The organism is Sorangium sp. So ce394 (assembly GCF_051474665.1).
In the GTDB taxonomy this organism is placed as follows: domain Bacteria; phylum Myxococcota_A; class Polyangia; order Polyangiales; family Polyangiaceae; genus Sorangium; species Sorangium cellulosum_D.
This window is the reverse complement of record NZ_CP150339.1, coordinates 8,290,019-8,314,930: the sequence shown is the minus strand read 5'-3', so window position 1 is coordinate 8,314,930 and position 24,912 is coordinate 8,290,019. Positions and strand designations below refer to the sequence as shown.

The 24,912-nt window shown below is 71.0% G+C and carries 20 protein-coding genes and 4 pseudogenes; 11 read left to right on the top strand and 13 right to left on the bottom strand.

Annotated elements, in window-relative coordinates; all coding sequences use genetic code 11:
• Positions 1-50: 50 nt before the first annotated feature.
• The 3 genes from WMF33_RS30540 to WMF33_RS30530 form a co-directional block, all read right to left on the bottom strand.
• Positions 51-4,985, bottom strand: a complete 4,935-nt coding sequence (locus tag WMF33_RS30540; protein ID WP_437331925.1) for a translocation/assembly module TamB domain-containing protein — start codon at positions 4,983-4,985, stop codon at positions 51-53.
• A gap of 206 nt (positions 4,986-5,191) precedes the next feature.
• Positions 5,192-5,458 (bottom strand): hypothetical protein, encoded by a 267-nt coding sequence (locus WMF33_RS30535; protein ID WP_061626598.1) that lies wholly within the window; start codon positions 5,456-5,458, stop codon positions 5,192-5,194.
• Between the two features lie 39 nt (positions 5,459-5,497).
• A complete protein-coding gene (locus WMF33_RS30530) occupies positions 5,498-5,662 on the bottom strand; it encodes a DUF1328 family protein (protein ID WP_044988936.1) in 165 nt (54 codons plus the stop codon).
• A gap of 394 nt (positions 5,663-6,056) precedes the next feature.
• Between WMF33_RS30530 and WMF33_RS30525 the strand changes: the two genes are divergently transcribed.
• From WMF33_RS30525 to WMF33_RS30515, 3 genes are all read left to right on the top strand, one after another.
• Complete coding sequence (locus WMF33_RS30525; RefSeq protein ID WP_061626597.1) at positions 6,057-7,364, top strand: DUF362 domain-containing protein; 1,308 nt, start codon at positions 6,057-6,059, stop codon at positions 7,362-7,364.
• 411 nt (positions 7,365-7,775) lie between these two features.
• Positions 7,776-8,138: a VOC family protein gene (locus WMF33_RS30520; RefSeq protein WP_020738022.1), complete on the top strand. Its 363-nt coding sequence runs from the start codon at positions 7,776-7,778 to the stop codon at positions 8,136-8,138.
• A 430-nt stretch (positions 8,139-8,568) separates the two neighbouring features.
• Complete coding sequence (locus WMF33_RS30515; RefSeq protein ID WP_437331924.1) at positions 8,569-8,895, top strand: AAA family ATPase; 327 nt, start codon at positions 8,569-8,571, stop codon at positions 8,893-8,895.
• A gap of 53 nt (positions 8,896-8,948) precedes the next feature.
• On the opposite strand, the gene WMF33_RS30510 is transcribed toward WMF33_RS30515, so the two are convergent.
• Complete coding sequence (locus WMF33_RS30510; protein WP_437331923.1) at positions 8,949-9,848, bottom strand: LysR family transcriptional regulator; 900 nt, start codon at positions 9,846-9,848, stop codon at positions 8,949-8,951.
• A gap of 79 nt (positions 9,849-9,927) precedes the next feature.
• Between WMF33_RS30510 and WMF33_RS30505 the strand changes: the two are divergent.
• The 3 genes and pseudogenes from WMF33_RS30505 to WMF33_RS30495 all read left to right on the top strand — a co-directional run.
• Positions 9,928-10,077, top strand: a pseudogene (locus WMF33_RS30505) (FAD-dependent monooxygenase); the annotation flags it as partial.
• A 123-nt stretch (positions 10,078-10,200) separates the two neighbouring features.
• Positions 10,201-11,319, top strand: a complete 1,119-nt coding sequence (locus WMF33_RS30500; RefSeq protein WP_437331922.1) for a DUF998 domain-containing protein — start codon at positions 10,201-10,203, stop codon at positions 11,317-11,319.
• A gap of 139 nt (positions 11,320-11,458) precedes the next feature.
• Positions 11,459-11,650, top strand: a complete 192-nt coding sequence (locus WMF33_RS30495; protein WP_437331921.1) for a hypothetical protein — start codon at positions 11,459-11,461, stop codon at positions 11,648-11,650.
• Between the two features lie 734 nt (positions 11,651-12,384).
• Here WMF33_RS30495 and WMF33_RS30490 read toward each other — a convergent pair.
• From WMF33_RS30490 to WMF33_RS30475, 4 genes are all read right to left on the bottom strand, one after another.
• A complete protein-coding gene (locus tag WMF33_RS30490) occupies positions 12,385-14,001 on the bottom strand; it encodes a hypothetical protein (protein ID WP_437331920.1) in 1,617 nt (538 codons plus the stop codon).
• Positions 14,002-14,583: 582 nt separating this feature from the next.
• Entirely contained in the window at positions 14,584-15,807 is a 1,224-nt protein-coding gene (locus tag WMF33_RS30485; protein WP_437331919.1) for a sigma factor, read from the bottom strand.
• Between the two features lie 292 nt (positions 15,808-16,099).
• Positions 16,100-17,638 carry a hypothetical protein gene (locus tag WMF33_RS30480; protein WP_437331918.1) on the bottom strand — a complete coding sequence of 513 codons (1,539 nt, stop codon included), beginning with the start codon at positions 17,636-17,638 and terminating at the stop codon, positions 16,100-16,102.
• Positions 17,639-18,144: 506 nt separating this feature from the next.
• Positions 18,145-18,648, bottom strand: a complete 504-nt coding sequence (locus tag WMF33_RS30475) for a hypothetical protein (RefSeq protein WP_437331917.1) — start codon at positions 18,646-18,648, stop codon at positions 18,145-18,147.
• Between the two features lie 516 nt (positions 18,649-19,164).
• Between WMF33_RS30475 and tnpA the strand changes: the two genes are divergently transcribed.
• Positions 19,165-19,530 carry an IS66 family insertion sequence element accessory protein TnpA gene (gene tnpA, locus WMF33_RS30470; RefSeq protein ID WP_437331916.1) on the top strand — a complete coding sequence of 122 codons (366 nt, stop codon included), beginning with the start codon at positions 19,165-19,167 and terminating at the stop codon, positions 19,528-19,530.
• Positions 19,531-19,764: 234 nt separating this feature from the next.
• Here the strand turns inward: tnpA and WMF33_RS30465 are convergent.
• Positions 19,765-20,096, bottom strand: a pseudogene (locus tag WMF33_RS30465) (TetR/AcrR family transcriptional regulator); the annotation flags it as partial.
• Here WMF33_RS30465 and WMF33_RS30460 point away from each other — a divergent pair.
• Positions 20,094-20,273, top strand: a pseudogene (locus tag WMF33_RS30460) (alcohol dehydrogenase catalytic domain-containing protein); the annotation flags it as partial. The pseudogenes WMF33_RS30465 and WMF33_RS30460 overlap by 3 nt on opposite strands.
• A gap of 294 nt (positions 20,274-20,567) precedes the next feature.
• Here WMF33_RS30460 and WMF33_RS30455 read toward each other — a convergent pair.
• Positions 20,568-20,798: pseudogene (locus WMF33_RS30455) on the bottom strand (IS66 family transposase); the annotation flags it as partial.
• A 209-nt stretch (positions 20,799-21,007) separates the two neighbouring features.
• Between WMF33_RS30455 and WMF33_RS30450 the strand changes: the two are divergent.
• Complete coding sequence (locus tag WMF33_RS30450; protein WP_437331915.1) at positions 21,008-21,283, top strand: beta-propeller domain-containing protein; 276 nt, start codon at positions 21,008-21,010, stop codon at positions 21,281-21,283.
• Positions 21,280-21,537 (top strand): beta-propeller domain-containing protein, encoded by a 258-nt coding sequence (locus WMF33_RS30445; protein ID WP_437331914.1) that lies wholly within the window; start codon positions 21,280-21,282, stop codon positions 21,535-21,537. Before WMF33_RS30450 ends, WMF33_RS30445 begins: the two co-directional genes overlap by 4 nt.
• An 80-nt stretch (positions 21,538-21,617) precedes the next feature.
• Here WMF33_RS30445 and WMF33_RS30440 read toward each other — a convergent pair whose 3' ends face one another.
• Positions 21,618-22,208: a TetR/AcrR family transcriptional regulator gene (locus WMF33_RS30440; RefSeq protein ID WP_437331913.1), complete on the bottom strand. Its 591-nt coding sequence runs from the start codon at positions 22,206-22,208 to the stop codon at positions 21,618-21,620.
• A gap of 125 nt (positions 22,209-22,333) precedes the next feature.
• On the opposite strand from WMF33_RS30440, the gene WMF33_RS30435 reads away from it, so the two are divergent.
• On the top strand, positions 22,334-23,179 hold the full coding sequence (locus WMF33_RS30435; RefSeq protein WP_437331912.1) for an SDR family NAD(P)-dependent oxidoreductase: 846 nt from the start codon (positions 22,334-22,336) through the stop codon (positions 23,177-23,179).
• 297 nt (positions 23,180-23,476) lie between these two features.
• Here WMF33_RS30435 and WMF33_RS30430 read toward each other — a convergent pair whose 3' ends face one another.
• Together WMF33_RS30430 and WMF33_RS30425 are read right to left on the bottom strand one after the other, a co-directional pair.
• Complete coding sequence (locus WMF33_RS30430; RefSeq protein ID WP_272101989.1) at positions 23,477-23,599, bottom strand: hypothetical protein; 123 nt, start codon at positions 23,597-23,599, stop codon at positions 23,477-23,479.
• 342 nt (positions 23,600-23,941) lie between these two features.
• Complete coding sequence (locus WMF33_RS30425; RefSeq protein ID WP_437331911.1) at positions 23,942-24,838, bottom strand: protocatechuate 3,4-dioxygenase; 897 nt, start codon at positions 24,836-24,838, stop codon at positions 23,942-23,944.
• Positions 24,839-24,912 lie beyond the last annotated feature (74 nt).

The window sequence follows — 24,912 nt, the reverse complement described above, 5'->3', positions numbered from 1 at the left end:
GCGCGGGGCGCGCCGCCGTCGCGAGGCGCGCGCCTCGCGCCGGATCGCGCTCAGTACCGGTGCTTCCAGAGCAGGTCGAGCGTCGTCGCCGGGCTCTCGCCCGTCGCCATCCCGGCCCGCACCGACCAGTCCCGGCGGAAACGCCACTCGAGGCTCACCTCGGTGCGGGCTTGCGCGGCGGCGGGGCTGCTCGGGGCGCCGGCCCCCTGCCCCTCCCCCCCCGTGGGCCCCGCCTCGTAGCTCGCGCTCGCGGTCACCCGCTGCCCGAGCTGATAGCCCACCGTGGTCTTCAGCGCGCCCTGGTCCGTCGTGTCCAGCTGCGTCTCGAAATTCTGGAGCGGGCCGATGCTCCGCAGGATCATGTTGATCTGCGCCGACGCGAGCCCCGTGCCCACGCCGGCCGCGACCCCGCCGGCCGCGTTGCTGCCGCCGCCCGAGCCGGGCTCCTCGGTGGACGTGCCGCCCGCCAGCGTCCCTTCCGCATACTGCTTGCCGAGCAGGAGCTCCGCGATCACCTCGTTCTCCGGGCGCGCGGGCTCCGAACGGAAGGTGACCTTCTCCTCGGTGATCGGGTTCAGCTTCCCCTCGTAGTCGATGTAGATGCGGGTCCCCTCCGGCGTGTCGTGAAACGCCGTCACGTTCAGGTACGGGTTCGAGGGATCCCCCTGCAGCGCGACGACGCCGGGCTCGATCTCGAACTCCTTGCCGATCACCTCGAGCTTGCCCGAGAGGATCTTCACGTTGCCCTCGATCTGGGTCTCCCCCGCGACCTTGATCCGGATCGGGTGCTCCGGATCGCCGGACAGCGAGGCCTGCACCATGTCGCCCTCGACGCCGATCCTGCCGAGGCGCACGTCCATGAGCAGCGGCGTGCCGCCCTCGCGCTTCTTCGCCTCCTCGGTCGGCTCGGCCGGCGACCGCCGCGCTTCGTACTCTTCCCGGCTGAGCGGCGCCGACGTGACGATGTCCTCGTTCTCGTCGAGCGGCTGCACGCTCCGCCCGATCGTGGGCGGCAGCGTCAGGTTGAGCGTGGGCACGTCGACGCGGACGACGATCTGCTCGTCCCGGCTCTCCGCCGCGAGCACCACCCGGCCGCGCGCGTCGCCCATGGGGACGCCCTCCAGCGCGATCGGGAGATCCCGGCCCTCCGGGATCTCGAGCTCGGCGCGGGCGCTCCGGAACGCGAACCCCTCCATCTGGAGCGTCGCCTTGCCGCGGACCTGGCCGCTGCCGGCCTCGGCGCGGATGTCGTCGATGCGAAGCTCGCCGGAGGGGCTCGCCGTGACGCGGAACGAGGCGTTCTCGAACGGCTGGCCGATCGTCGCCACGTGAACCAGGCCGTCGGTGAGCCGCATCTGGCCGGAGAAGCCCGCCTGCGCGCCGAGCCCGAGCCGCACCTCGCCGTCGAGCGTGCCGTCGAGCCGGTTCACCGAGCCCTGGACGAACGGCTCCAGCGCCGCCAGGCGGAAGCGATCGACCGCGAGCGACACCTTGGCGTTCTCGTCGTCCGTGAGCGTCGGGATCGCGTTCGCCTCCCACCTCATGGGCGCCTCCGCCTTGGCCTCGAGCCGGCCGCCGTCGCGCCCCACGAGGCGCACGTTCGCCACCGCCGCGGTGCGCCCGGCGCCGCCCGGCGGCGCGATGTCGAGCGACACCTCGGCGGTCTCGTACCGCACGTCGGGGCCGAGCGAGAGACCCGGGAACTGGAGGCGCGCCTCGACCTCGGGGGCGGCCTCGAACAGGCCCCGCACGGCGACCTCGCCGCGCGCCTGACCGCCGATCTGCATGTCGGCGAGGACGGGGATCTCCGAGAGCGGCAGGTCCGCGATCTTCGCCTCGAGGCTGCCCTTGCTGAGGAGCGGACCGCCCCCCGCGCCGCCCAGGAAGGCGGCGGCGTTCGCGCCGACCTTCGCCTTCGCCGTCATGTACGTGCGCGAGCCGCGGAACGCGAACGCGTCGAGCGCGGCGTCGCGCCCGTCGTAGACGAGCAGCGTGTCGAGCCGGAGCTTGCCGAGCGGCGAGCGGCCCCCGTTGCCGCCCACGTTCGTCGCGGTCGCGCGGGCCACGAGCCGGGGATCGGCCATCGTCCCCGCGAAGTACACGTCGAGGCCCGCGGAGCCGGAGAGCACCGGGGTCCTCTTCCCGAGGGCGGCCAGCTCGGCGAGATCGTTGAGCCGGCGGCGCGGCACGCTGAGGTGCGCCGCGACCGGCATCCGCGGGAGCGCCGCGGCCGGATCCGCCATGAGCGCCGGGAGATCGGCGTCGACCGCGGCCGAGAGCTCCGCCACGAGCTGGCGGTCGAACACCGACAGCGTGACGTGCGCGTCGCCCGTCTTCGCGTCGAGATCGCCGGCGATCCGCGCGTCGAGCTTCCTCGACACCCACGCCGGCGCGCCCGTCGCCTCGTCGATGGGCCCCGCCGCGCGCAGGCCCTCGGTGCGGATCAAGAGGCTCCGCACCGACGGGAGCCGCTCTCCCGCCTCGCGCGCCACCGCGAGGCGCGCGGTGAGCCGGCCCGCGAGCTCGCTCAGGGCGAGCTGGACCGGCGACGCCTGGGCCAGGCACCCGAGCTGCCACGCGTCGGCGTCCATGCGCGCCGAGCCGGTGACCGTCTCCCAGGTGCGCCCCGAGAGCAGCGGCCCGCGCAGCGCCTTCGCGTCCCCGTCGATCAGCACCCGCGCGATCGCGCCCTGGCACACCGGGGGCGGCGGCGTCCTCGGCCGCCGCGCCAGGTCGCCGACCGTGGCCGACGGCTCGCCCGGCGTCGCGCCCTGGCGCAGGGCCTCCCGCGAGCGGGCCTGAGGGGGCTCGGGCGGCGCGATCAGCCGGACCAGCCCGTCGGCCTTCAGCGCCTCGCCCTCGACGCGCGCGGTCATGTTCATCGACAGCCGCGGCGCCACGCCCGGGAGGGAGCCGTCCTCGAGCTCGATGAGCGCGTGCCCCGCGCGGCGCTTGCCCCGGCCGTGCATCGACACGTCGATGTTGGCGAGGCCCCCGACCCCGAGCGGCACCCCGGCGATCTCGGCGATGCGCTCGAGGTGGATCGCGGTGCCGCGGAGGTCGCCCTCGACCTCGTCCCCGACGAGCGACAGGTTCCCCTCGAGCTCGCCCACGCCGTCGCCGCGCAGCTCGAGCCCGCGGAGGGCGATCCCGCGGTCCCACGCGACGCGCGCCGCCTGCGCGGTCATCTCGTCCTCGCCGCGCGCCACCTCCACGCGGATCCGCCGCGCCTCGCTCCGCTCGATGTCGAGATCGGCCGAGGCCGAGATCCGGCGCTCCGCGCTGGCCAGCGACGCGCGCACGCGCGGCGCGGTGACGGGCCCCGCGACGCTCGCCGCGACGCTGCTGAACGCGTACTGCTGCGCGCGGAGATCCGCGCCCCGGAACGTGCCCTCGACCGTGAGCTTGTCGAGGGGACCTCTGGCCTTGGCCCGGACCTCGCCGCGCCCGAGCCGCAGATCCGACCCGACGCGGAGCCCGGCGACGCGCACGGTCGCCTTGGCGTCGAGCTCGTCGTTCTTGAGCGCGCCCTCGACGTGCAGCGCGGCGCTGCCGTGGATGCCGCTCGGGACGTGCTGCACGGCGCCGAGGGACGGGATCTCGCTCTGCGCCTCGAACTGGATCTCCCCTTCCTTGGAGAGGGCGACGGTGGCCTCGATGGGCGCGCCGGGCTCGTGGATCGTCGCGGCGGCGCGCAGCGCGCCGCGCTCGAAGGTCGCGCGCGCCTCGGTCGCCGGCACGCGCTGCCCCACGACGAGGAACGGCTCCGTCTTCGCCTCGGCGACGACGCGCGGGCCGCCCTCGTCGTCGAGGTGGATCTCCCCGCGGGCCTCCGCGCTCACCCGCGCGGCAGGGGCCGCCCCGGCGAAGGCGCGCGGGTCGAGCTCGGCGATCCGGATCTCGGCCGTGATGCGCTTCGGATCGAGCGCGTCCAGCCGGGCGCGGGCGGTGATCTCGCCGGTCACCGCGTCGTCGGTGACGAGCGGATCGAGGACCGCGACGCGCGCCGTCACGGCGAGGTCCGAGAGCGCCCCGTCCGCCGTGACCAGGACCGAGATCGGCCGCGCGAGCGGCGCGCTCGGGTCGATCGCGAGGACCGCCTCGGGGGTCACGCGCGGCGACGCGACCCGCGCCGAGAGGCGCTCGTCCTTCAGCGTCCCCTCGGCCGTGAGCGGGATCGCGCCGACGCTCCCCTCGAGCTTCGCGGTGAGCGCCATGGGCGCGTCCGTGGGGACGTCGACGTCCCCGGAGACGCGGGTCACCTCGATGGGGACCGGCAGGAGGCGCCGCTCGGCGATGCGCACGCGCTCGAGCGCGTACCGGCTCCGGTCCGCGACGACGATGCCGCCGGCGAGGTCCTCGATCGTCGCGTCGATCGGGCTCCCGGGGGCGACCGTGCCGTGGACCGCGGCGCGATCGAGGACGACGCGCGAGAGCTCGAGGCGGAGCGGGCGCCCCTCCTCGGCGGGCGGCTCCTCGGACGGCTTCGGCGTGAACGCCTCGGCGAGGGTGAGCGCGCCCTGCTCGTCCTGCTCGAGCAGGACGTCCGCGTCGGCGACCCGGACGAGCGGGATCGTGATGGCGAGGTCGCCGTCGCCGAGCAGGAGCTCTCTCACGATCGAGAGCGCGTTGAACTCGGCGTGGACGCCGCTCACGCGCAGGAGCTCCGTCCCGCTGGGGTGGCGCACCGTCACCGTGGAGACATCGGTCGCGAAGATGCCGAGGCGGTCGATCCGCGCGATCTCGATCTGCCCTTCCAGGCTCGATCGCAGGACGTCGTTGACGAGCTGCCGTGTCAGGTTGCGGGTCGCGGCGGTGTTCAGGTGGACGACCGCGCCGACCCCGACCGCCGCGACGAAGACGCCCCCCAGGCCGATCACGCTGGCCGCCACGGAGGCCGCGCGGGCGAGCGCCCGGCGGAAGCGCCCCTGCCGGTGCGGGACGGCTGCGCTGGGCACGGGAGGATGGGTGGGCGGGTCGGGCATAGGGATCAGCTAGGGATGGCGCGCGGGACCGCAGCTCTGGGAGGCCGACGAACCGACAAATCCGGGGAGGCCCGACGGCCTCATGCAGATCTCCCCGAGAGCGCGACGGACGTCCAGCCGGCGGCGGGCGAGGCGCGTCCTCCGGCATGCGCGCGCGCCCGCCGTCGGCTGGACGGCGGGCGCTCGCGGCCTGCTGCGGCCCGGTCCTACGCGCGCGGGAAGTCGTGGCGCGGGACCTCGTAGGGGGACGGGTCGGGGACCTCGGGCGTGTGCGTGGGCGCCGGCACCTCGGGCTGGTGCGTCCTCGGCGCCGGATCCCCGCCGGGCCGCTCCGTCCCGGGGAGCTGGATCTCACGGTCCGGTGAGGTGCGGCCAGGCGAGCCTGGGTTCTCCGGCTTCTCGCCGGGAGGGCTCACCTGCGGCGCGCCGGGCCGGGCGGGCTCACCGCTTGATTGCTGCGAAGCGTTCTTCATGGCTCCACCTTTCCTTGGATCACGCCGGGGCGCGGCGGATCACGACGGGACGCGGCGCCCCAGCGCGAGCGAGATGACGGCGAGCACCAGGAACGCGACGAACAGGATCTTCGCGATGGACGCGGCGCTCGCGGCGATACCGCCGAACCCGAAGATGGCAGCGATGATCGCGATGATGAAGAAGGTGACAGTCCAGCCGAGCATGATGTCCTCCAAGGGGTCTCAGGGGTCGACCCGTTGTGTTCGTGGGGACGACCTCAACGTGATTCTGTTTGAGGTTGATTGCAGCCCCCGTGCCGATGGGCGGCAGCGACCGGTCCGAGGCGTGTTTCCCGGGGTTCTGTGCGGGCGCGGCGGCGCGGCGCCGAGCTCGGCGCCGCCGCTTCCGTCCTGGGGCCCGCGCGGCTGCCTCTGCCGTGGGGCATGATGCCCCGACCGTGACACCTGTGCGGGCGCAGATCCGGGGCGCGCGCCGCGCCGCGCCGCGCTGCTCGCGCCCCGCGCTGCTCGGCGCCGGCCGCGCTGCACGGAGGCTCCACGGGGACGCCCCACAACTTCCCGGATCGGGCGACTCGGGACGAGCTATAACGACCCGGCCATGCCGAAATCCAAGGTTGCTGTGATCCGCACGTCCCCTGCGACGGTGCTCTCGGACTACCACCGGCTGATGAACCTGGCCGGTTACCAGGATGTGGTCGCCAAGGACGCCGACACGGCGCTCAAGGTGAACATTTCCTGGCACTTCTTCTACCCGAGCTCGTCCACGACGCCCTGGCAGCTGGAGGGCGTCATCCGGGCGATGACGAAGGACGGGTACTCGAAGGACCTGATCCACGCGTGCCACAACCGCACGGTCGTGATCGACGCCCACCTCGGCGAGCGCGAGAACAAGCAGATCGACGTGGTGCAGGCGCAAGGCCTGCGCAACGTCCACCTCTACGAGGGGGAGGAGTGGATCCCGATCGGGGACGCGGTCGGGGATCTCCGGAAGAAGTTCCTCTGTCTGAACGACGTGTACCCGAAGGGGTTCTCGATCCCGAAGCGCTTCATCGGGGAGAACATCATCCACCTGCCCACGGTGAAGACGCACATCTTCACGACGACCACGGGCGCGATGAAGAACGCGTTCGGCGGCCTGCTGAACGAGCACCGGCACTGGACGCACCCGGTGATCCACGAGACGCTCGTGGACCTCCTGATGATCCAGAAGAAGATCCACCGCGGGGTCTTCGCGGTGATGGACGGCACCTTCGCGGGCGACGGCCCCGGGCCGCGCTGTATGGTGCCGCACGTGAAGAACGTGCTGCTCGCGTCGGCGGACCAGGTGGCGATCGACGCGGTGGCGGCGAAGCTGATGGGGTTCGACCCGATGCGCGACTGCAAGTTCGTGCGCCTCGCGCACGATCTCGGCCTCGGGACGGGCGACGTGCGCGACATCGAGCTCGTGGGCGACCTGGACGCGGCGAACGAGAACTGGAACTTCGACGGGCCGTTCAAGGAGATGACGTTCGCCTCGCGCAACCAGCACCGCATCTACTGGGGGCCGCTGAAGAAGCCGGTGGAGTGGTCGCTCAAGACCTGGCTCGCGCCGTGGGCCTACGTGGCGTCGGTCACGTACCACGACATGTTCTGGTACCCGCGGTACGCGAAGGAGAAGATGGCGCCCGTGCTGGAGAGCCCGTGGGGGCGGCTGTTCGCGAACTGGGGCAAGGTGCAGCCCGACGCGGAGGGGCAAGGCTACCCCGACGTCGGGTCGGCGAGCCCGGATCTGGTCCGCACCGGGGTGCGGCACTTCCTCGAGGGCATGCGCCTCGTGGGGATGGCGGTGGCGGAGTCGCCGGAGATCCAGGTCCGCAAGCGGGCGCGCGCGCAGGCGGCCGGCGGGGGCGGGGCGGCGGCGGTGTAGGCCCCGTGTCCTGATCCCGAGCGCAGCGCTCGCCGGGGGCGGTACCTTTCATCCTCCTGCGCGGAAGCTTGGCGCCGGCACGCTCCGGCGCTGGGCTTCCGCGCAGGAGGGCTCCGTCTCTTTTCGCCGCGCAGCTTGACGCTCCCGTTCGCCCGCGCTTTCCTAAGGGCGTCGAAAAAGGCGGACCGGTTCGGTGAGCCCGGTCGCTTCCGCAAGGGAGCTCTGTCCGACGCACCAGCGCGCCAGGACCCACGACGAGCAGGACGCAGTCTGCGCTGCGCCTGGTCGGGGCATCCATGGGCGAGCACATCCATCACCAGCATCCTGCGGGAACGCGCGCCGGCACACGCCGGCGCCGGACGGGTCGCGCATGGTGGGTCCCGACCTTTCAACCCCCTGAAAGGACCCGACATGCATCTCAACCACCTCGATCTGTGCGTACCCGACGTCCGAGAGACCAGCGAGTTCTTCGAGCGGTTCTTCGGCTTCCGATGCCAGCGGGAGAAGGGGCGCGACGCCCTCGCCATCCTGCAGGACGAGGCCGGCTTCACGCTCGTGATCAGCCGGCTGCGCGCCGGGGACCCGACCAGCTATCCGGCCCAGTTCCACGTGGGCTTCCTGCTCGAGAGCGAGGCGGCGGTCCAGGAGGCGTATGACCGGATGAGGGAGGCGAACGCGGAGAACGTGTCGCCGCTGCGGGATGTCCGCGGCGGGCCGGCGTTCTACACGCGGGCGCCGGGCGGCGTGCTCGTCGAGGTGAGCCACCGCCGCTGACGGCGCGAAGCGCACCGGCTCCACGGGATCCGACAGCTGGCCTAGCATCACGGGTCAGAAATCCCGCCAGAAACACCGGTCGATGACGAGCAGTCGCCGGAAACAGTAGCGATTTTCATAATTTCCGCCTGCTTCGCCGCCGAGGGCGGCTCCGGTGTGGCCCAACGGGGCCCTATGATCCCGAGGCGCGCGGCAAGATGGAGCGCTTCTGGCGGACGCTGCGCGAGGGGTGCCTGAATTTCCTCGGCGACGTCGTGTCGCTCCAGGACCTCAACGCTCGGCTGAATGCGCGACGCAAGCGGTCCTTACGCACCAGCAGTGCTGCCCAAAAGCCGAGCCGGCCGGTGGACTTCGACCCTGCGAGGACACTGTTGCGGGCAGGAGGCGAACGAGCCGATGACCACGGCGCCGACGCCGCAGGAGGTGCTCGATGAGCGAGTCCTTCGGCCGCTTCTTCGCCCTGTCGGAATCGCCCTTCTCCAAGGAGATCCCCGACAGTGACCTGTGGCTGCCTCCGTCCAAGCAGGCGCTGGTCGACGAGCTGTGCGAAGCGGTGCACGAGCGCTCCCAGGTCCTGCTCGTTGGCGAGCCGGGCGCTGGAAAGACGTGTGTGCTGCGGGCGCTGCGCCATCGGTTGCCTCAGGCCGGCTTCCGCCTGACTTACTGCCACAACGCCACGCTCGGCCGGCGCGACTTCTATCGCCAGCTCTGTCAGGCACTCGGCCTGACCCTTGCCGCGACGGCGGCCGCGGTCTAGATGCGAACGGAAGATGCGCGCGCTTTCAGTCGCGGGATCGACCTGGCGCATGCCTACCGTGAGGATCCATGCACCGAATCCGTGATCTCGAGCAGCGACCGCACGAGCGGGTCCTTGTCGTCCATGGCGCGCCACACCGAGCGGCCAAGGATGACAACGTCGAGGTCCCGAACCCGCTTGAACACCACTCCGGCAAGGAGCGTCGACGCGGCACTCTCGGGAAACAAGCTGAGACCTTCGCCGCTCGCCACGAGGATGAGGATCACATCGCTGCTGGCATCCTCGTGGGCGAGTTCGAGCGTATGGTCACGCGCTCGGAAGGCGGCGATGATGTCGTCGTGGAGGCGCGGGCCCTCCTTGCGCGGAGGCCAGAGGAAGCGCTCGTGCTTCAGGTCTGCGACCCTCAGTGTGCGCCGTGCAGCGAGGCGATGGCTCTTCGACATCACAACGCCGACGCGCTCGCGATACAGCACGCGGAAGCGGAAGAGCGGGTTGTCTTCCGGCGAATGATAGCCGTACCCGACTGAGATCTTGCCATCGCGCAGCGCGGCGACCTGCTCCTCGCTCGGCAGCGGCCGAAGGCGTACCTCGACGCGCGGATGACGCGCGCGGAACGTCTGCACGATCCCCGGCAGCAGGAGGGTGTCAGCCAGGGCGCCGTCGAATCCGACCACGACCGTCCCGATACGGCCTTGCGCCGTCGCGCGGGCGTCCTCGACCGCGAGCGTGGCGCGAGCTAGGGTCGCGCGCGCACCTTCGAGGAAACTCCGACCGGCGGCGGACAGCTTCACCCCGCGTCCCGAGGGCACGAAGAGCTCGACGCCGATCTCCTCTTCGAGCTGAGCGATTTGCCGGCTCAAGGGCGACTGCGAGACGTGAAGCTGCTCGGCCGCCCTTCCGAAGTGCTCCGCTTCCGCGACGGCGATGAAGTACCGCAGGTGACGTAGCTCCATGATTTCAGATCTATAGGGTCTGAAACCGTTGCGATCAATGTCCTGGTGGGGCTGAACGCGACGGTGCAGGCTGTTCAACATGGGGCGACACGAGAAAGGCCCGGCGGCTCCCCCCTATGACGTCATCATCGCGGGCGCGGGGCCGGTCGGACTTTTCCTCGCGTGCGAGCTCGGCCTGGCCGGCGCGTCCGTCCTGGTGCTGGAGCGCGACACGACGGCGGCGTCGCCTGGGTGAGTTCCTCGCGGAAAACTAGCTCCACGGCAACGACGCTGGTTACCAGGCACTCCCGGAGTCCATCGACCTGTCGCTGTTTCGCTGAGCCTCGCGCTCGACAACCGAGAGAACCCGACCATGACCGAGAACAACCCCACTTCCAGCTCCGAACGAAAGGAGCGCGCGAGGCCCGCCCCCGAGGCGAACCAGATGATGCAACGTCGCCCCGCCGGCGCGGTGCTCGTCGCCGCGGCAGTGATCTTCTTCCTCGCCGAGTTCATCGCCGCCGCGGCATGGACGGATCCTCCATACAGCTACACGCATCACTACATCAGCAACCTGGGAGTCCGTGGCCCCCTCGAGGCTCTTGGCCAGTTCATGAACTCGCCACTCGCGTGGGTCATGAACACCGGGTTCTTCCTCTTCGGGATCATGTTCCTCATCGGTGTCGCCGCGCTCAAGGGCCTGCGAAGCTGGCGCCGCTGGGCAGCGCTCATCCTGGGAGCTCTCCTGGCGCTTGGCGGCGTCTTGCTGGCGTTCAACCCCGGTTCCGGAGAGCCGCCCGACGGCGCAGTCGACTACCACGGCTTGGGCGCCTTCGCGTCTATCGTCGGAGGCAACGTGCTCGTGATCCTTCTTGGACGCCAGCGCCAACAAATCGGAGTCACTCCGAAAGCTGGGAGGGCCATGGTCGTCCTCGGCGTGTTCGGGCTCGCCTCGATGGTGGCCTTCCTCGCGGTCGCCAGCTCGGGGGCCAACGTCCTCATCGGCCTCGTCGAACGCTGCGCCGTCTATCCCATCATGGTCGGTTTCATCTGTGCCGGGGCGTCGATCTGGAATCGCCGGACCTGTGCACGCTCGAGCGGCGAGGACGAGACTTCCCGACCACAGATGCTGAAGCAGCAGCCAGCCTACATTAACATTATCAAGATGCGCGCCAAGCCTGGAGCGAGTGACAAGCTGTTCCAACTAGCCACGGTCGGAATGGAGAAATCGGGCGCATCGGACCGGTGGATCGTCTGTCGAGAAGACGGCGACCCGGATCTTCTGTGGTGCGTGGAGGTGTTCAAGTCCGACGAGGCGAAGAACGCCTACGAGAATGGCCCGCTGGCTGACGAACTTCGCGAAGAGATCCTGGCTCTGCTGGCCGAGGCACCGACGCAGATTTCGGTCCATCCGTACTCCGCGGCCCGAGTTCAAGTCGCCGCCCCGGTCTACTCGTCCGGGGTCTCGCTGATACGAAGCAGCAGCTCATGAAGCTTCGCGACCTCCGCCTTCGAGAGCGCAGCGAACGCGCGGGCAGCGACGTCGCGCGCGACAGCGGTGCCGGCGACGAGCGTCTTCGCGCCGCCCGCGGGATTGCGGCGCCTCCGTCGCCTGTCCGCCCGGCTGGTACGTGAGCGGCTCGCAGAGCGGGCCGAGCTACTGCGCCGGGATCTACGATCGGATCTCGTGTGGTGCGATGCCGTACCCGAGCGGGGCTTACGCGACGTGCGACCCGATCTGCTACCCTGGCTTTACCGAGACGGTGGTGAATGCCGGCGTGCCGAGCTGTGACTACCAGGACAAGCGCACCTGCGTGAAGTGAGCGGCGGCGCCACCTTCCGCCGCGACCCAGCTCTCTCCGGCGAGCGCGCGCACGAGCTACGGCGACGGCATCGGTCCTGCCCGTCGTCAACGATCGCCGCGCATCGATTGCCTCGTCCCTCGGCGTGCCGCCCGCGCGTGCCGGAGGCCCACCTCTGCCCCCCTGCTCGACCAACTGCGAGTTGCTCACTCCTTCTTGGGCGGGCCACGACGTTCTACCCCGTCCGGCTGGAGTATCCACCCAACGCGGCGCCTGACCAGGCGCTTCGGGTCGCCATCTTCCTGGCGCTGCTCAGGCCAGCGAGTCCGCGCGAGCGGCGGGCTCGACGCTCGGCCCGGCTTGCTCACCCCTCAGGTGCTACCGGCAGCCCGAGCAGCCGGCCGATCGCCTCGTGAACGACCCGGGCCGCCACCTCATCTTCGAGGGCGACGGCGCGGCTCAGAGTGCCGGCGAGCGAGGCGATCACCGCAGCCCGACGCGACGGCTCCGTCACGGCGAGCGCCCCAGGCCCGAGGCTTGACCGCTGGGCCCACGTTGGGCCCATGCCGTCCGAGGGGGTGCGATCAGTAGCTTCCGGCCGTTTCGCCGCCGAGGGCGGCTCCGATGTGGCCCAACGCGGGCCCAACGGGCCGCCCTCCGGCGCCGCGTCGGCCGCTGTCGAACGGCCCGCAGCATTCGCTTCGAGATGTCCCGGCAGCATGGAGATCGCGCCATCCACCTGGTCGATCCGGTTTCTAAAATAATATCCCCTTTTCCTTCCTTTTCCTTGGGGTGGGCTTGACGAAGCGCTCCGCGTTGTATGCGCGCTCCAACGCCTTCTGCCGCCACGGGTCCGGCAGCAGCGTGGCCGCGTCGCGGTAACGCTTGGACTGCTCCTGCTTGAAGGCAGGGGACTCGAGGATGTCCATCGACGAGACGGCTTCTTTCACGAGCGCGAGGTTGTAGAGGGCCTCGCCCGCGTAGGGCGCCTTGGGAACCGCCTCGACGATGGCCGCGAGCGCCCTTGTGTCGCCGAACCCCGCGGGGAGAGGGCGTGGATCGTGCATCCACGCCTTCGGGTAGTCCGGGGCGTGTCGAAGCGCGGTCGCCGTCGCGAGGAAGAGATCCACCTTGTGCGATCGTGGCAGCGAGCTGGCGAGCGAGATCGCGCGCTCGATGTCCGACGCGCGCATCCACTGCAGCCCCAGCAGCAACCGCGCTTGCGCGTGGAGCCACACCACGTCGGCCGGCAGATCGGCCGCCTCGAGGGCCGCGCGGTGCGGCGCCGGAAGCCCTTTGTCCATCAGCGCCCGCAAGAACGCAGGCTGGCGGGCGAGCGACGGCTCGAGCAGCAGCCCCGCATAGAACGTCGGCAGCAAGCCGGCGAGCCGCTCGTTGGTGGAGCCCGGTGACGCGGGCGGGGGCGGTGGTAGCTTCAGGGCAAGCTCGGGAGGCATGGTGTTCAACGCCAGGGAAGATATCCACCTGAACGGCGGGGACAGCGTCCCGGCGGGCGAGCTCCTCCGCGGGAACGTCCCATCGGGCGCGATCCTCCGCGGGGGCGACGGGGGGGTGGCCTTCCGGAGCGGCGGATACGACATCAATACCGAGTAGGTGTCGAAAAAGGTGCTCATCAGGCAGTGGGGCTGCATTTCGCGCATGATTATCCCGCCCCGGTTGGCGCGATAGTCGTCGAGCACGCCGAGCGCAGCGAAGTCGCGGAAGCTTACCAGGTAGGCACGGACGGCCTGGTCCACCAGCGGTTTATACACGGCATACCGGCCGAGGGAATAGGCATTGAAGAGAGCCATCTCAGCCCTGCCGAGTTTCGTCGATGGGCCGGCCACCAACATCAGCACGTGGTTAACTGTCGTTAGCGACACTTCCGCCAGCGCAGACGCAGCGATGGTGCGACCGTAGGAAGCCGGCATCGAGAGCACCTGTGCCCCGAGCTCGTCCAGAAGGGCCTTTTGCGCCTCCCACTCCGGCGTCAGGGTCTGCGCGAGGCGCGTCACGTCCTCTCGGGTGGGGCTCGCTCTGAGGTCGAGCGGCGGCAAATGGGGCGCCACGCGGGATACCCTGGATGCGAGCGCATGGCCATAGAGGGTCAGGTAAATCGCGCGGCTCATCCCCTGCGGAGGTGCGGCGAGCATCGGCACAACCAGCGCTTCGGCGCAGGCCGGAGGCGCGAGCTCCGCGCGCAGCGCCCGCACGACGCCGGCGGGCAGGCCGGCGCACCCCTCGAGCGCCGCGAGCTTCGCGCCGCGCTCGGACGCGCTCGGCGCGGAGAGCGCGGCGGCGAGGGCGGCGAGCGTCTTCTGTCGCGTCGCGCAGGCGGGCGCGCTGGCGTCCGCCGACGGCGTCCTGCGCACCAGGGCCGAGCATTCCAGAGGCGGTGGGGACAGCCCCGCAGGGGGCGCTGGGAGCGGGAGGGTTGCCGGGTCGAAGGATACGGGCTCCTCAGTCCATGGGTCATCCTGGTGCTTCGCGCTCTGGGCGTACGGGTCACTCGGCGCCACCTGGGCGGCCGCGCCGCCAGATGACGCGGCCGCACTGGGCACGGCCGCACTGGGCGCGGCCGCATCGCTGGATGACGCAGCGGCGGGCGCGTTCGATCCGGTCGCGGCCTCTGCGGCCGCCGGGGGTGGCGCGGGCGCGGCGCACGCGGAGAGCGCCGCGGCGAGCAGACCGGGCAGAACGCATCGGAGGGCGCGCGGGCGTGTGGACGGGTGCGGGTGTTCATCGCGCTTCATCATGGATTCGAGTCTCCCTGCGTGGATTGGGGCCGTTTTTGAGTGCAGCGATGTCGACGCCAGTCTGGCGTGGAGCGTGTGGTCATTCGACCCCAGCCTGTCGTCCGCCTCACGCATCGACCTCGCGCGCCGCCCGCAGCATCGCGATCGCGGGCCGCGGCAGATCGGCGGACACGAGCACGCGACCCGCCGGCTGCCGGCTCACTTCCTGGACGACTCGGGGGCGACCGAAGGCGCTGCCGGCCGGGCCGGGGGTATCGATGCGGGCGTCAACGTGGGCGTCGGCGCGGGGATCACGTTCGACGTCGGGCCGGGGGCGACGTGCGTTCGCGCAGGCGCCTTTTGCTTCGGCATCTTCTGCTGGTCCAACGAGCCCGGCAAGGGCGAGCCGTTCGGCGTCAGCGACCGCGGGGTCGCCGCCTCCGGCGCCGCCTTCGGGGGGGGCGTGGGGCGCGGATCGCTCGACCCGCCCTGTACGTCGAGCGCCTTGTGCGTCCGCTCGCGCGCCCCCTGCACCTCCGGCGCGCGGTCGCCTGCCGGATCGAGCCGCGCCGCCTCGTCCAGCTGCGTGAGACAGGGCTGGAAGTAGCCCACTTCGCACGCCCAGAGCGCCTGGGCGCGCAGCTGGCGCGCGGTGTCCAGCGGCGTTACCTCCTGCTGGGCTCGGGGTCTCGATGCGGGCGTCTGCCTGGGCTTCGGCGCGGGGGCCACCTGCGACGTCGGGCTCGGGGCAACAGGCGTTCGTGCAGACGCTCTTTGCTCCGGCATCTTCTGCTGGTCCGACGAGCCCGGCGAGAGCGAATCGATCGGCGCTGACGACGGAACCTCGAGGCGCGACGGCACCGGCTCGGGGCGGAACGCGATCTCCTCTTTCGGCCGCCGGAGGAGGCGCGCGACGAGGAGGGCGAGGAGCGAAAGCGCTGCCACAGCTGCGAGCTCCGCGAGCCAGCGCTCTCGCATCCAGCGGCGCATGCGCGACACCCGCTGCCGCACGCGGGCCGCCGGGACATGCTCCGCTGCAGCGATGCTCTCGAGCTTCTCCCCTTCACCCTCGCGCGCCATCCAGTCGAGCGTCTGCTCCGCGTCGCGCGTCGACGCGGCGGCCTGCCGTTCGGCCCAGCGCGCGAGCTCGCGTGCCTCGATCGGCGGCGGCGCGACCGGCACATCCGGCAGCTCTGCGACGCTCTCGCGGGCCGAGCGCCGGAGGTGGCGGGCCACCTTGTGGCGAGCGATTCCGAGCAGCCAGCACCTGAACTCCGCGGGCTCTTCGGGGCAGGCTTTCGCCGTGAGCGCCTCGCAGAGCACGGTCTGCACCACGTCCTCGACGTCGGCCCCGGACATGCGCCGCCTCACGAAGTCCGTGAGGGTCCGGCGGAGGTCCGGATCGGCGAGGGGGGAGCGCGAGCGGATCGAACATTCGGCCATGTGGCAGCTCATCGAACTCTGAATGGCCCGGGGCGCGCAAAGTGTGACACGCGACGGGCGAAATGAAACGAGCCCCCCACACGCGACCACCACCGGTCACCCCGGCCCACCGCCGCGCCTTTGTCTGGCCTCCCGCCGGCAGGACGACCTCTCGCGCGCGCCTCGCCGGGCATCTCCTGCTCCGGACGCTGCGCGCTGGGCCCCAGAGCCCCACCTCCGTCCGGTCAACCGGACGCTGCATGGGACCACGCACAGCCCGCGGGCGAGGATGGCAGAGGGGGCGGCGCGCGTCTCAGTCGCCTGGCGCGACAGGGGCAAGGAGCGAGGTGTCGATGCGCAGGGCGCGCGCCGTGTAGGGCCCCATGGGAGACGCCTGCGTGCGCACCGCGACGGTGAGCTCCGCGCCGAACGCGGAAGCGTGGACGAGCGGCTGATCCGGGCGCGACTCGATGTAGCCGTTGTTCCCGAGCGCGGGGAGCGGCAGCACCAGCGTGACCTCCGGGGCGCCTCCGGCCGACGGCACGCGCACGAGGCGCAGCTCGCCCCGGCTTTCGTCCACCGCGACGTCGCCGGCGCACACGAGCGATCCGTTGATGTTCTGCACCTCGTAGTCGATCGTCCAGTCGATATGGCTGATCACGACCGCGATCCATACGTCGCCATCGCTCGTGCGCGCGGCCGAGAAGGCCGACCACCCGAGCCCCGAGGTCACGTCGTGGCATTCGGCCGGGCAGCCGCCGGTGGGCTCGCTGGAGTCCGCGGGCTGCCAGTCGCGCGAACATTCGAGCGTCGGTGTCGCGGTTCCGGGGATCGCGATCTCGTCGAAGCCGGCGCCCTCGGCGGCGCTCGCCAGCCGCAGCCCGTCGGGGTGCTGCACGACCGCGGCAACGCGCGGAACCATCGCTTCCCCGGCGGGCTGCGGCGGCGCGATGACGCCGTATTCGAGCGGCGAATATCCGGCGACCGGAGCGCCGAGGCTCCGCTCCGTGGTGCCATCGAGCACCTTGAGCTGCCAGCTCAACGAATCCGCCTCGGCGAACCCAAAGGCCAGCGGCGCGCCGTCTGGCGCGAGGCCGAAACGGGTCCAGTCGCTGCGGCTCGGCCGGCTCGCCGGCACGAGGTCCCAGGTGCCGCTCGGCGCGCGCGTCGCGTGGACGAAGCGGTCGGGCCCGTCCGCATCGAACCAGATGTGCGGCTCGCCCCGGGAGTCCATCGCGAAGCCGTACACCGGCACGGCCTTGTCCTCGGGGTCGAACACCGGCTGCATCTCGGTCGCGCCGCCGGCGAGCGGCAGGAATACGAGACCGCCGGGATAGGCGCCTGGGCTGGCCTGCGTCTCATCCGCCGCGGCGTACGCCTCTCCCTCCGGCGAGAGCGCCACGTGCATGTAAACGGCCTCCATGTCGAGATCGCGTTGCGTCGCCCCCTCCTTGTCGAGCTCGAACAGCCGCGTCGGGTCGTTGCCGAGCGCCACGAGGTACGTCGCGCCCGCCGCCGGCGCGGCCATCACTCCGCCGAACGCAAAATTGGACTCGGTGCAGGTCACCTCCACGTCGAGCGTGATCGCGCAAGGCGCGTCCGCAGGACAGGCGTCGTCGTGGTTGCCCGGCCGCGAATCGCACGTCACCGCCGCGCCGCCCTGACCGCCCGCGCCGCCCTGATCGCCCGCGCCGCCCTGACCGCCCGCGCCGCCCTGACCGCCCGCGCCGCCTGCCGCTTCTGCGCCTGGCGACCCCTTGATATCGATCTGGCACCCAGCCGTCAGCCACAGGCCGGCGAGGATGCCGGCGCTCAAGATCCATTGGTCGCGCGAATTCAATTGTCTTCCCATGATCGATCGCCTCCTTGAGATGCGTGGCCACTCAAATGCGTGGCCACTCAGCAACAACCGCGCCATTCGATTTCTGCGCAATAGCCACGGTCACACTTGATACTCGTGCCCCCACGCGCCATGGCAACGACGTTCACAATTGACGGATTGTGCCGCCTTGTGCCGCACGCGATCCGCTGGAGCTCGCCGATGGGCAGCCCCTCCTCTCCTCGGCGACGGGCTCGCTGGCGGCGAGGGGATGGTCGGCTCCAACCGGACCCTGCAGGGGCTCCTCGGAGCCACATCCGGTGAAGCTCCACGACGCCTGGAGAGCAAACCAACCTGAGCCAGGAAGACAGCTGAGCGGCGTGACACAAATTCAGCAGGTGCCCTCGCCTGTGCATTGGTAGATCCTATGTTCTCTTGCCCGGCCGCGAAGCCGGGCGATGAGGGGCTCCAGTTGTCGCACTTTGCCCTCGGGCTCGCGCCTACGGAGGTGCGCCGAGCGGCGTCGCCGCGACAGATGGTCAGCTCGCCGTCCAGGTGCCATTCATCATTTCGCAGATCGGCTTCGCTATATCGTCCGCGAGCGACTCCGAGTTGTAATAGTGCAGCGTCGTCGTCCTGAGCATCCTCGCCCATCGCGCTCCGGGGGAACCTCCTGTCGTAGGCGTCGAGCGCCGAGAGGCACCCCGCCGCGTCGCCGGCGCGCCCCGGCCCGGCGCGTTCGCCGCGACCCACAGCGCCGTCCCGAGGGGAAACGAACGCTCGCGGCCGGGCGCCATCTCGCTGAGCTTGTGATGCGCGATCAGGAAGACGTGCTGCGCGGCGTCGTCGGCCGACCCGGCGAGGACGCCCAGCCCGCGCAGAGAGCGCCAGATGACGTCGAAATGCGCGTCGACCAGCGCGCGGTAGCGCTCCGCGGAGGGCGGCGGCGCGCCCTGATCGGCGCGCTCCGCGTGCGCCGTCATGGCCGCGTCGCGCGCCGCCTCCGCGCGCGCAGGGGGGTCGGCCAAGGTCGCGCTGATCATGGTCTGCTGCAGCTATGTTCGGAGGCGGGCGCCGGGATCACGAAATCGTGAGCCGATGCGAGCGGCGGGCTCGACGTTCGGCCCAAGCTTACTCGCGCCTCCGGTGCCACCGGCAGCCCGAGCAGCCGGCCGAGCGCCTCGTGAACGACCCGGGCCGCCACCTCATCCCCGAGGGCGACGGCGCGGCTCAGGGTGCTCGCGAGCGAGGTGACCACCGCGGCCCGACGCGAGGGTTGGGTCACGGCGAGCTCCCCAGGCCCGAAGCTTGACGTTTGGGCCCGGGTTGGGCCCACCTCTTCCGAGGGGCTGCGATCCGTCGTCGCGCCCTCCCCAAATCCCCGGAGATGCGACGGATCGCGACGGTTCGCCACCACCGAACAGTCCCGCCAGAAAAAACGGCCGATGGCGAGCGGTCGCTGGAAACAGCAGCAATTTTGCTAGCTTTCGCCTGTTTCGCCGCAGAGGGGGGCTCCGGTGTGGCCCAGCGGGGCGCCCTGCGCCGCCGCATTGCCCGCGGTGAAGGGCTCGTGGCAGCGTGTGGGACGGTGGGAGGCGAGCGGCCTGAGCGCCGCAGCGTTCGCGACGCGCGAGCGCATCGAAGCGAAACGGCTGGTCTGGTGGCGCTGGAAGCTACGATCGACACCGCCGGCAGGTTCGGCGGCAGTGATCGACTTCCTGCCCGTCCGGGTCCTGGACGCGCAGCCCGCTCGACCGAGCCCGGCCGGCCCCATCGCAGCGCACGATGAGATCGTCGCAGCATACGACAGGTTCGTCGTCGCGCACGACGAGTACGTCGTGGGGCACGATGAATACGTCGCCGTGCACGAGTACCCGTTCCGCGCCACCCGTCCGAGATGGCCATCGACATGCGCCCGGATTTGATGTTGGGCGCGTCGCCGACGCAGCGCTGCTGGCCGCGCCGGCGGTCCAACGTCACGAGGGGCGTACAGCGCGTGGTACTCACTCGCGGGCAGGCCGCCGCCACGGGCCCGCTCCGCCGCGGAGGACATGAGCATCGCAACAAGGGCTGTCTTGTGCGCCCACGCTGCGATCGATGCGAGTTCGCGCGGAACCCCATTGGACCTCTTGTTCTCCCAGCAGGCAGCCGTGTTGCCGTTACCGGCGGACTGGAGGCCGCAGTCCATCCATGAGGAGGTCCAACAGGCACTGGCAAGAGCTTCTCGCTGGGGCTTGGGGGCCACCGTGAAGATGCCGATGAGACTCGAGGCGATGTCTTCGGCGGTGACGTCTCGGCGGAGGTCATCCGCCGCGCGGCCGGCGTCGAGGATTGTGGTGATGGCCGCGAGCAGCTCGATTCGGGTCTGGTCGTGGGTGATCTCGCCTGTCTCGATCATCGCCAGCAGTGTGTTGAGCAGGCCGTTCTTGGTCGCGATCCAGTCGCCGAACAGGTCCCTCCAGCGCCGCATCGCCACGGCCGGCGGCAGTTGGTCACGAGCAGGAGCCGGGCGGTCCGGCTCGATTCCTTTGGCGGCCCCGAAGTCCTGGAGATCCGTGAGGTTCCAGCTCCGCAGGCCGGACCGGGACAGGTCCGTGTTCGGGTCACCGCGGCCGGGCTGAACCCGATGGACTGGTTCATGACCGCTGATGCGGACACTCTCACCCGTCGCCTCAGCCGCGCTACGTCGCCATTCGAGAAGCCGAAGACGAGGGGCCGACGAAATGCTTCCTGCGTTGCCGAGGATGAGGGGGGCCAGGACCCGCTTCGCAGTAGCCTCAAGGAGGTGACCGATCGGATCATCGCGACGCGATCCATCGCGACGTAACCGCCCGGCCAACGACATCCCGCCGTCACCAGCGCGAGCGGGCATGCTCGCGGGGTCCGCGTCGCGGCACCGTCACGTGGCATGCGCCGGCCGGCTTTGCCCGTCCGGTCAGGCCGCAGCGGCCGCGCCGCTCGCCTCGGCGCCTCTCTCCGTGCCTGCAAATAGGTAGTTCTTGCGGCCGAGCGGCACCCGTCGCAGGCGGCGCTCCACCTCACCGTTGTCGATCTCGAACCGACCGTCGGTGAAGCAGCGGCGGGAGACCTCTTCTTGGTTGAGCGCGTACTGGGTGGCGACGTAGAGCGGGGTGTTGGGCACCAGCTTCGGGTGCAGCTCGCGGATCCAGTCGTACAGCTCGTCGACCCGGGGCACCCCGGGTGCGGGTGGCGAAATCTCGGCGCGCGGCGCGCTCTTCGTAGAACCGCTCCACGCTCTCGACGAAGAGGCGGGTCAGCACGCCGAACAACGCCCCGTCCTGGGCGAGCCTGCGCCGCCATGGAAACGGAAACGTCAACACCCACGGACGGTGCGCCACCTCGGGCAGGACGTCCTCGATCAGGTTCGCCGCCGTGGCACACATGCGTCGGCCCAGACACGACGGGCAGAGAGAGCACCTCGCCCCGGGCGAGGACATCCGGTCCGCGCGTTTCTACGGCGATGTGGGCTTCGTCGTGACCTTCAAGAAGACCGACCCGCTCTACACGCCCGACTTCTCGAGCCCCGAGTCCCCGAAGGTCCGCGGCGAGCTCAAGATCCCCGGGTTCTCGACGTACATGCACATGATCGACGAGGGCCACGTCATGAGCATCGGCTACGACGCCGACGACCAGGCGGCCAGTTCGGCGACGAGATGACGTTCAGCGGGCTGCTCGTCTACAAGGTCGATGCCGCCGAGGGCTTCAGCTCGGTGGGCGGCGTTCCCCACCCGCTGCCCGACGCGAGCTCCGGCGCCGCCAGCTGCGGGAACTGGTGGAGCCAGGCCAGCTCGTTCGTGAAGCGGAGCGTCTTCATGGATGATTACGTCTACTCGATCTCGGAGGACGAGATCCGCGTCGCCAACATCAGCGATCTCGCGACCCCTGCAGCCGTCGTGTCGCTCACCCCGTGAGCCGGGCCCCGCGGCGCGGGCGCCCGGCGCGCCGGCCGGGCGCCCGCGCCGCCGGCTCCGCGGGGCTCCCCCTGCGCGGACTACGGCCGCAGCGCCGCGAGCGCGAGGGCCGTGACGGTATCGGCATACGCGGCGCAGAGCGGAGCGGTGCGCAGCAACCAGCGATGGAAGATGGGCCCGTAGAGGAGCTCGACGGCCACGCGGAGGTCTACGTCGGCCCGAATCTGCCCTGCGCGCTGCGCGACGCGGAGGCGGTCGACCGTGGCATCCATCTGCGGTCCTAGCAGGCGCTCCACGAGGCGCGTCGCGAGATCACGGTCGTGCTGGGTCTCGATCGTGAGCGCCCGGAGCGTGGCGTCGATGCGCGGATCGAGGAACTCCTCCACCGTGGCGCGCAGCACGGTCTGGAGATCTCTCCCGATGTCACCGGTGTCGGGCAGGACGACGCCGCTCGGCCCCTCGTTCATGGCGAGGAGGGCGTCGAACACCACCGCGCCCTTGGAGGGCCACCAGCGATAGATCGTCTGCTTGCCCACGCCGGCGCGCGCGGCGATCGCCTCGATGGTCAGCTTCGCGTAGCCGACATCCATCAGCAGCTCCCCAGCGGCGGCGAGGATCGCGCGGTGAGACCGTTCGTTGCGGCGGGACGAGTCCGGGGAGCGGGCGGGCATGCGCGCGCCGATCGTAATCGATGGCGAGACGAGACGCACCGTCTTGACAGAAGATAGCGGAGCGGCCACAGTACGCGAGACGCGCCGTCTCGCCAGCGAGGGGACGGTAGGACCAAGGAGATTCCATGACTTACGCAGAGCGTGTTTGGATGATCACAGGGGCGGGTCGCGGGCTCGGCCATGCCTTTGCTCGCGCGGCGCTCGAGGCGGGCGACCGGGTCGTCGCGACAGCGCGCCGGCCGGACGCGCTCGGGGAGCTGGCCGCGGCCCATCCGGAGCGGGCCGTGGTTCTGCCGCTCGACGTCACCGATCGGAGCGCGGTGTTCAGCACGATCGAGCGGGCGAACGCCGCTTTCGGGCGGCTCGACGTCGTGGTGAACAACGCCGGGTACGGGCTGCTCGGGGCGATCGAGGAGCTGACGGAGGCCGAGGCGCGCGCGCAGCTCGAGACCAACGTCTTCGGCGCGCTCTGGGTCACGCAGGCCGTGCTGCCGCACATGCGAGCGCGGCGCTCCGGCCACATCGTGCAGGTATCGAGCGTCGGCGGGGTGGGCAGCATGCCGACCTTCGGCATCTACAACGCGAGCAAGTGGGCGCTCGAGGGCTTCAGCGAGGCGCTCGCGGCGGAGGTCGCGCCGTTCGGCGTCCGCGTGACGATCGCGGAGCTCGGCGGGTTCGCGACCGACTGGGCGTGGCGCAGCATGCGGTTCGCCACGCCGCTGCCGGCGTACGACGGTCTGCGCGAGTCGCTCTTCGGGAGCGCGCGTGTCCCCTGGGACATGAGCCACCAGGCGAGCGACACGAGCGCCGACCCGGCCGAGGCCGCGAGCGCCCTCGTCGCGCACGTGCGCCGCGGCGACGGGCCGCTGCGCCTGCTGATCGGCGACGACGCGCCCGAGCATGTTCGCATGGCGCTGGAGCGACGCCGCGACGACTACCGGCGCGACGGGCGGTTCAGGTGGCCGGTGTGAGCGAGCGCGGCGTCGCCTGAGCTCTATTTCACAGGAAGCTCGCCGTCGCGGCGCCGCTCGAGGCCGTGGGCGGCTGCTCCGCCGGCGCGGAGAGGAAGCGGGCGATGTTCCTTCGCGCTTGCCTCCCGGCACAGGCCTGCTGCTTGCCGGCATCACTTTCCGGATGCCTCCGGGGCGCTTCGGCACGCAACCGCCGCGCGCGGGCGATCCCCGTAGAGCCTGCGGGCACTGGCGAACGGCAAGGCTCCGGCAGGGAGTCGACGCGAGCGGCGGGCTCGACGCTCGGCCCAAGCTTGCTCACCGCTCCGGTGCCACCGGCAGCCCGAGCAGCTGACCGATCGCCTCGTGCACGACCCAGGCTGCCTCCGCGTCCCCGAGGGCGACGGCGCGGCTCAGGGTGCCGGCGAGCGAGGCGACCACGGCGGCTCGAGGCGATGGATCGACCGTCGCGAGCTCTCCGGGTCCAGGGCTCGGCGGTTGGGCCGGTGTTGGGTCCACGTCTCCTGAGGGGGTGCGATCCGTCGTCACGCCCTCCCAAGTTCCCTGGCGGTGCGACGGATCGCGACGGTTCGGCGCCGCGGAAGAGTCCCGCCAGGGATTGCTGACGCGCGAAACCAGCGCGGACGCGAAGCCGGTCGCCCCCGCACCAGGCGCCTGCGCTCGCCGCGCGGCATCGCCCGCCTCTTCGAGCCGTGGTTCGCCCGCTCTGTGACGCCGTGACGCGGCGAGAGCGCCCCCGGCGATGGGCTCGATAGCTGCGTTTCAGCCGCCGGGCGTGCCACCCCCAGCGCCGGGCGGGCCACCCCCAGCGCCGGGCGGGCCACCCCCAGCGCCGGACGGGATGGGCGGCCCGCTGGTGTCGCCGCAAAGCGTCTCCTCCAGCGACGAGCGGATCACGAGCACCTTCCACGCGAGCAGCGCGCCGTCGGGCTGGAGTGCGGTCGAGAGCAGGGCCTCGTCACCCACGTAGACGAGATCTGTCGAGTTGCTCGTGTCCGGCTGCCCGAACTCCTTGTAGTCCGCGTGCTCGGCGAAGATCTGCGCGGTCAGATCCTCGGGGAAGAAGAGCTGGGACGTGACGTACTCCTGACCTCCGACCCGCAGGGTGAAGTGGATGTGGACGGCGCGCCCCTCGTACCACCCCGGATAGCAGGTGTCGAAGTCGACCCGGCCGTCGGCGCCGGTCGTCTGCACGCCGCGGAAGTAACGGTGCGACTCGGCATCGGCGTCATCGAACGTGCACATATCCACCGCGTCATTGCCAGAATACAGGCCTGCATTGCGGGTGTGCCAGATATCGACGGAAGCGCCCTCGACAGGGTTGCAGGACTCGTCGACGACGAGGAGCGCGAGCCGGACGGGCAGGCCCGGGTACCCCTCGCTGATGTCCCTTCGCTCGATTGTCTCCGCATAGCAGGGCCCGAGCATGAGCGCGCAGGTCATGGCACAGGTGGTGCCGAGGTCGTCCGTGAAGGGATCTGGATAGTCGCCGGACATCGATGCCGTGCCGCCGCTCGCCCAGTCGCCGGCGCTCGTGGTTCCGCCCGTCGCTCCGGTGCCGCCGGCGCCGCCCGTCGCACTCGAGCCGCCGGTCCCGCTCGAGCCGCCGGTGCCGCTCGATCTCGTGTCGCCGCATCCGCCGAGGCTGGCAAGGGGCATCACCGACAGGGCGATACCGAGGCCATGAAGAACATCGCGCCGCGTGACGGCGCGTGGCGCTTTTCTCTGCTCCA

Coding starts and splice junctions, on each gene's coding strand:
- WMF33_RS30475 (WP_437331917.1), bottom strand. CDS start 18,648: ATGATCAGCGCGACCTTGGCCGACCCCCCTGCGCGCGCGGAGGCGGCG.
- WMF33_RS30535 (WP_061626598.1), bottom strand. CDS start 5,458: ATGAAGAACGCTTCGCAGCAATCAAGCGGTGAGCCCGCCCGGCCCGGC.
- WMF33_RS30540 (WP_437331925.1), bottom strand. CDS start 4,985: ATGCCCGACCCGCCCACCCATCCTCCCGTGCCCAGCGCAGCCGTCCCG.
- WMF33_RS30440 (WP_437331913.1), bottom strand. CDS start 22,208: ATGCCCGCCCGCTCCCCGGACTCGTCCCGCCGCAACGAACGGTCTCAC.
- WMF33_RS30520 (WP_020738022.1), top strand. CDS start 7,776: ATGCATCTCAACCACCTCGATCTGTGCGTACCCGACGTCCGAGAGACC.
- WMF33_RS30525 (WP_061626597.1), top strand. CDS start 6,057: ATGCCGAAATCCAAGGTTGCTGTGATCCGCACGTCCCCTGCGACGGTG.
- WMF33_RS30515 (WP_437331924.1), top strand. CDS start 8,569: ATGAGCGAGTCCTTCGGCCGCTTCTTCGCCCTGTCGGAATCGCCCTTC.
- WMF33_RS30445 (WP_437331914.1), top strand. CDS start 21,280: ATGACGTTCAGCGGGCTGCTCGTCTACAAGGTCGATGCCGCCGAGGGC.
- WMF33_RS30530 (WP_044988936.1), bottom strand. CDS start 5,662: ATGCTCGGCTGGACTGTCACCTTCTTCATCATCGCGATCATCGCTGCC.
- WMF33_RS30510 (WP_437331923.1), bottom strand. CDS start 9,848: ATGGAGCTACGTCACCTGCGGTACTTCATCGCCGTCGCGGAAGCGGAG.
- WMF33_RS30500 (WP_437331922.1), top strand. CDS start 10,201: ATGACCGAGAACAACCCCACTTCCAGCTCCGAACGAAAGGAGCGCGCG.
- WMF33_RS30485 (WP_437331919.1), bottom strand. CDS start 15,807: ATGGCCGAATGTTCGATCCGCTCGCGCTCCCCCCTCGCCGATCCGGAC.
- WMF33_RS30435 (WP_437331912.1), top strand. CDS start 22,334: ATGACTTACGCAGAGCGTGTTTGGATGATCACAGGGGCGGGTCGCGGG.
- WMF33_RS30480 (WP_437331918.1), bottom strand. CDS start 17,638: ATGGGAAGACAATTGAATTCGCGCGACCAATGGATCTTGAGCGCCGGC.
- WMF33_RS30450 (WP_437331915.1), top strand. CDS start 21,008: ATGCGTCGGCCCAGACACGACGGGCAGAGAGAGCACCTCGCCCCGGGC.
- WMF33_RS30425 (WP_437331911.1), bottom strand. CDS start 24,838: ATGCCCCTTGCCAGCCTCGGCGGATGCGGCGACACGAGATCGAGCGGC.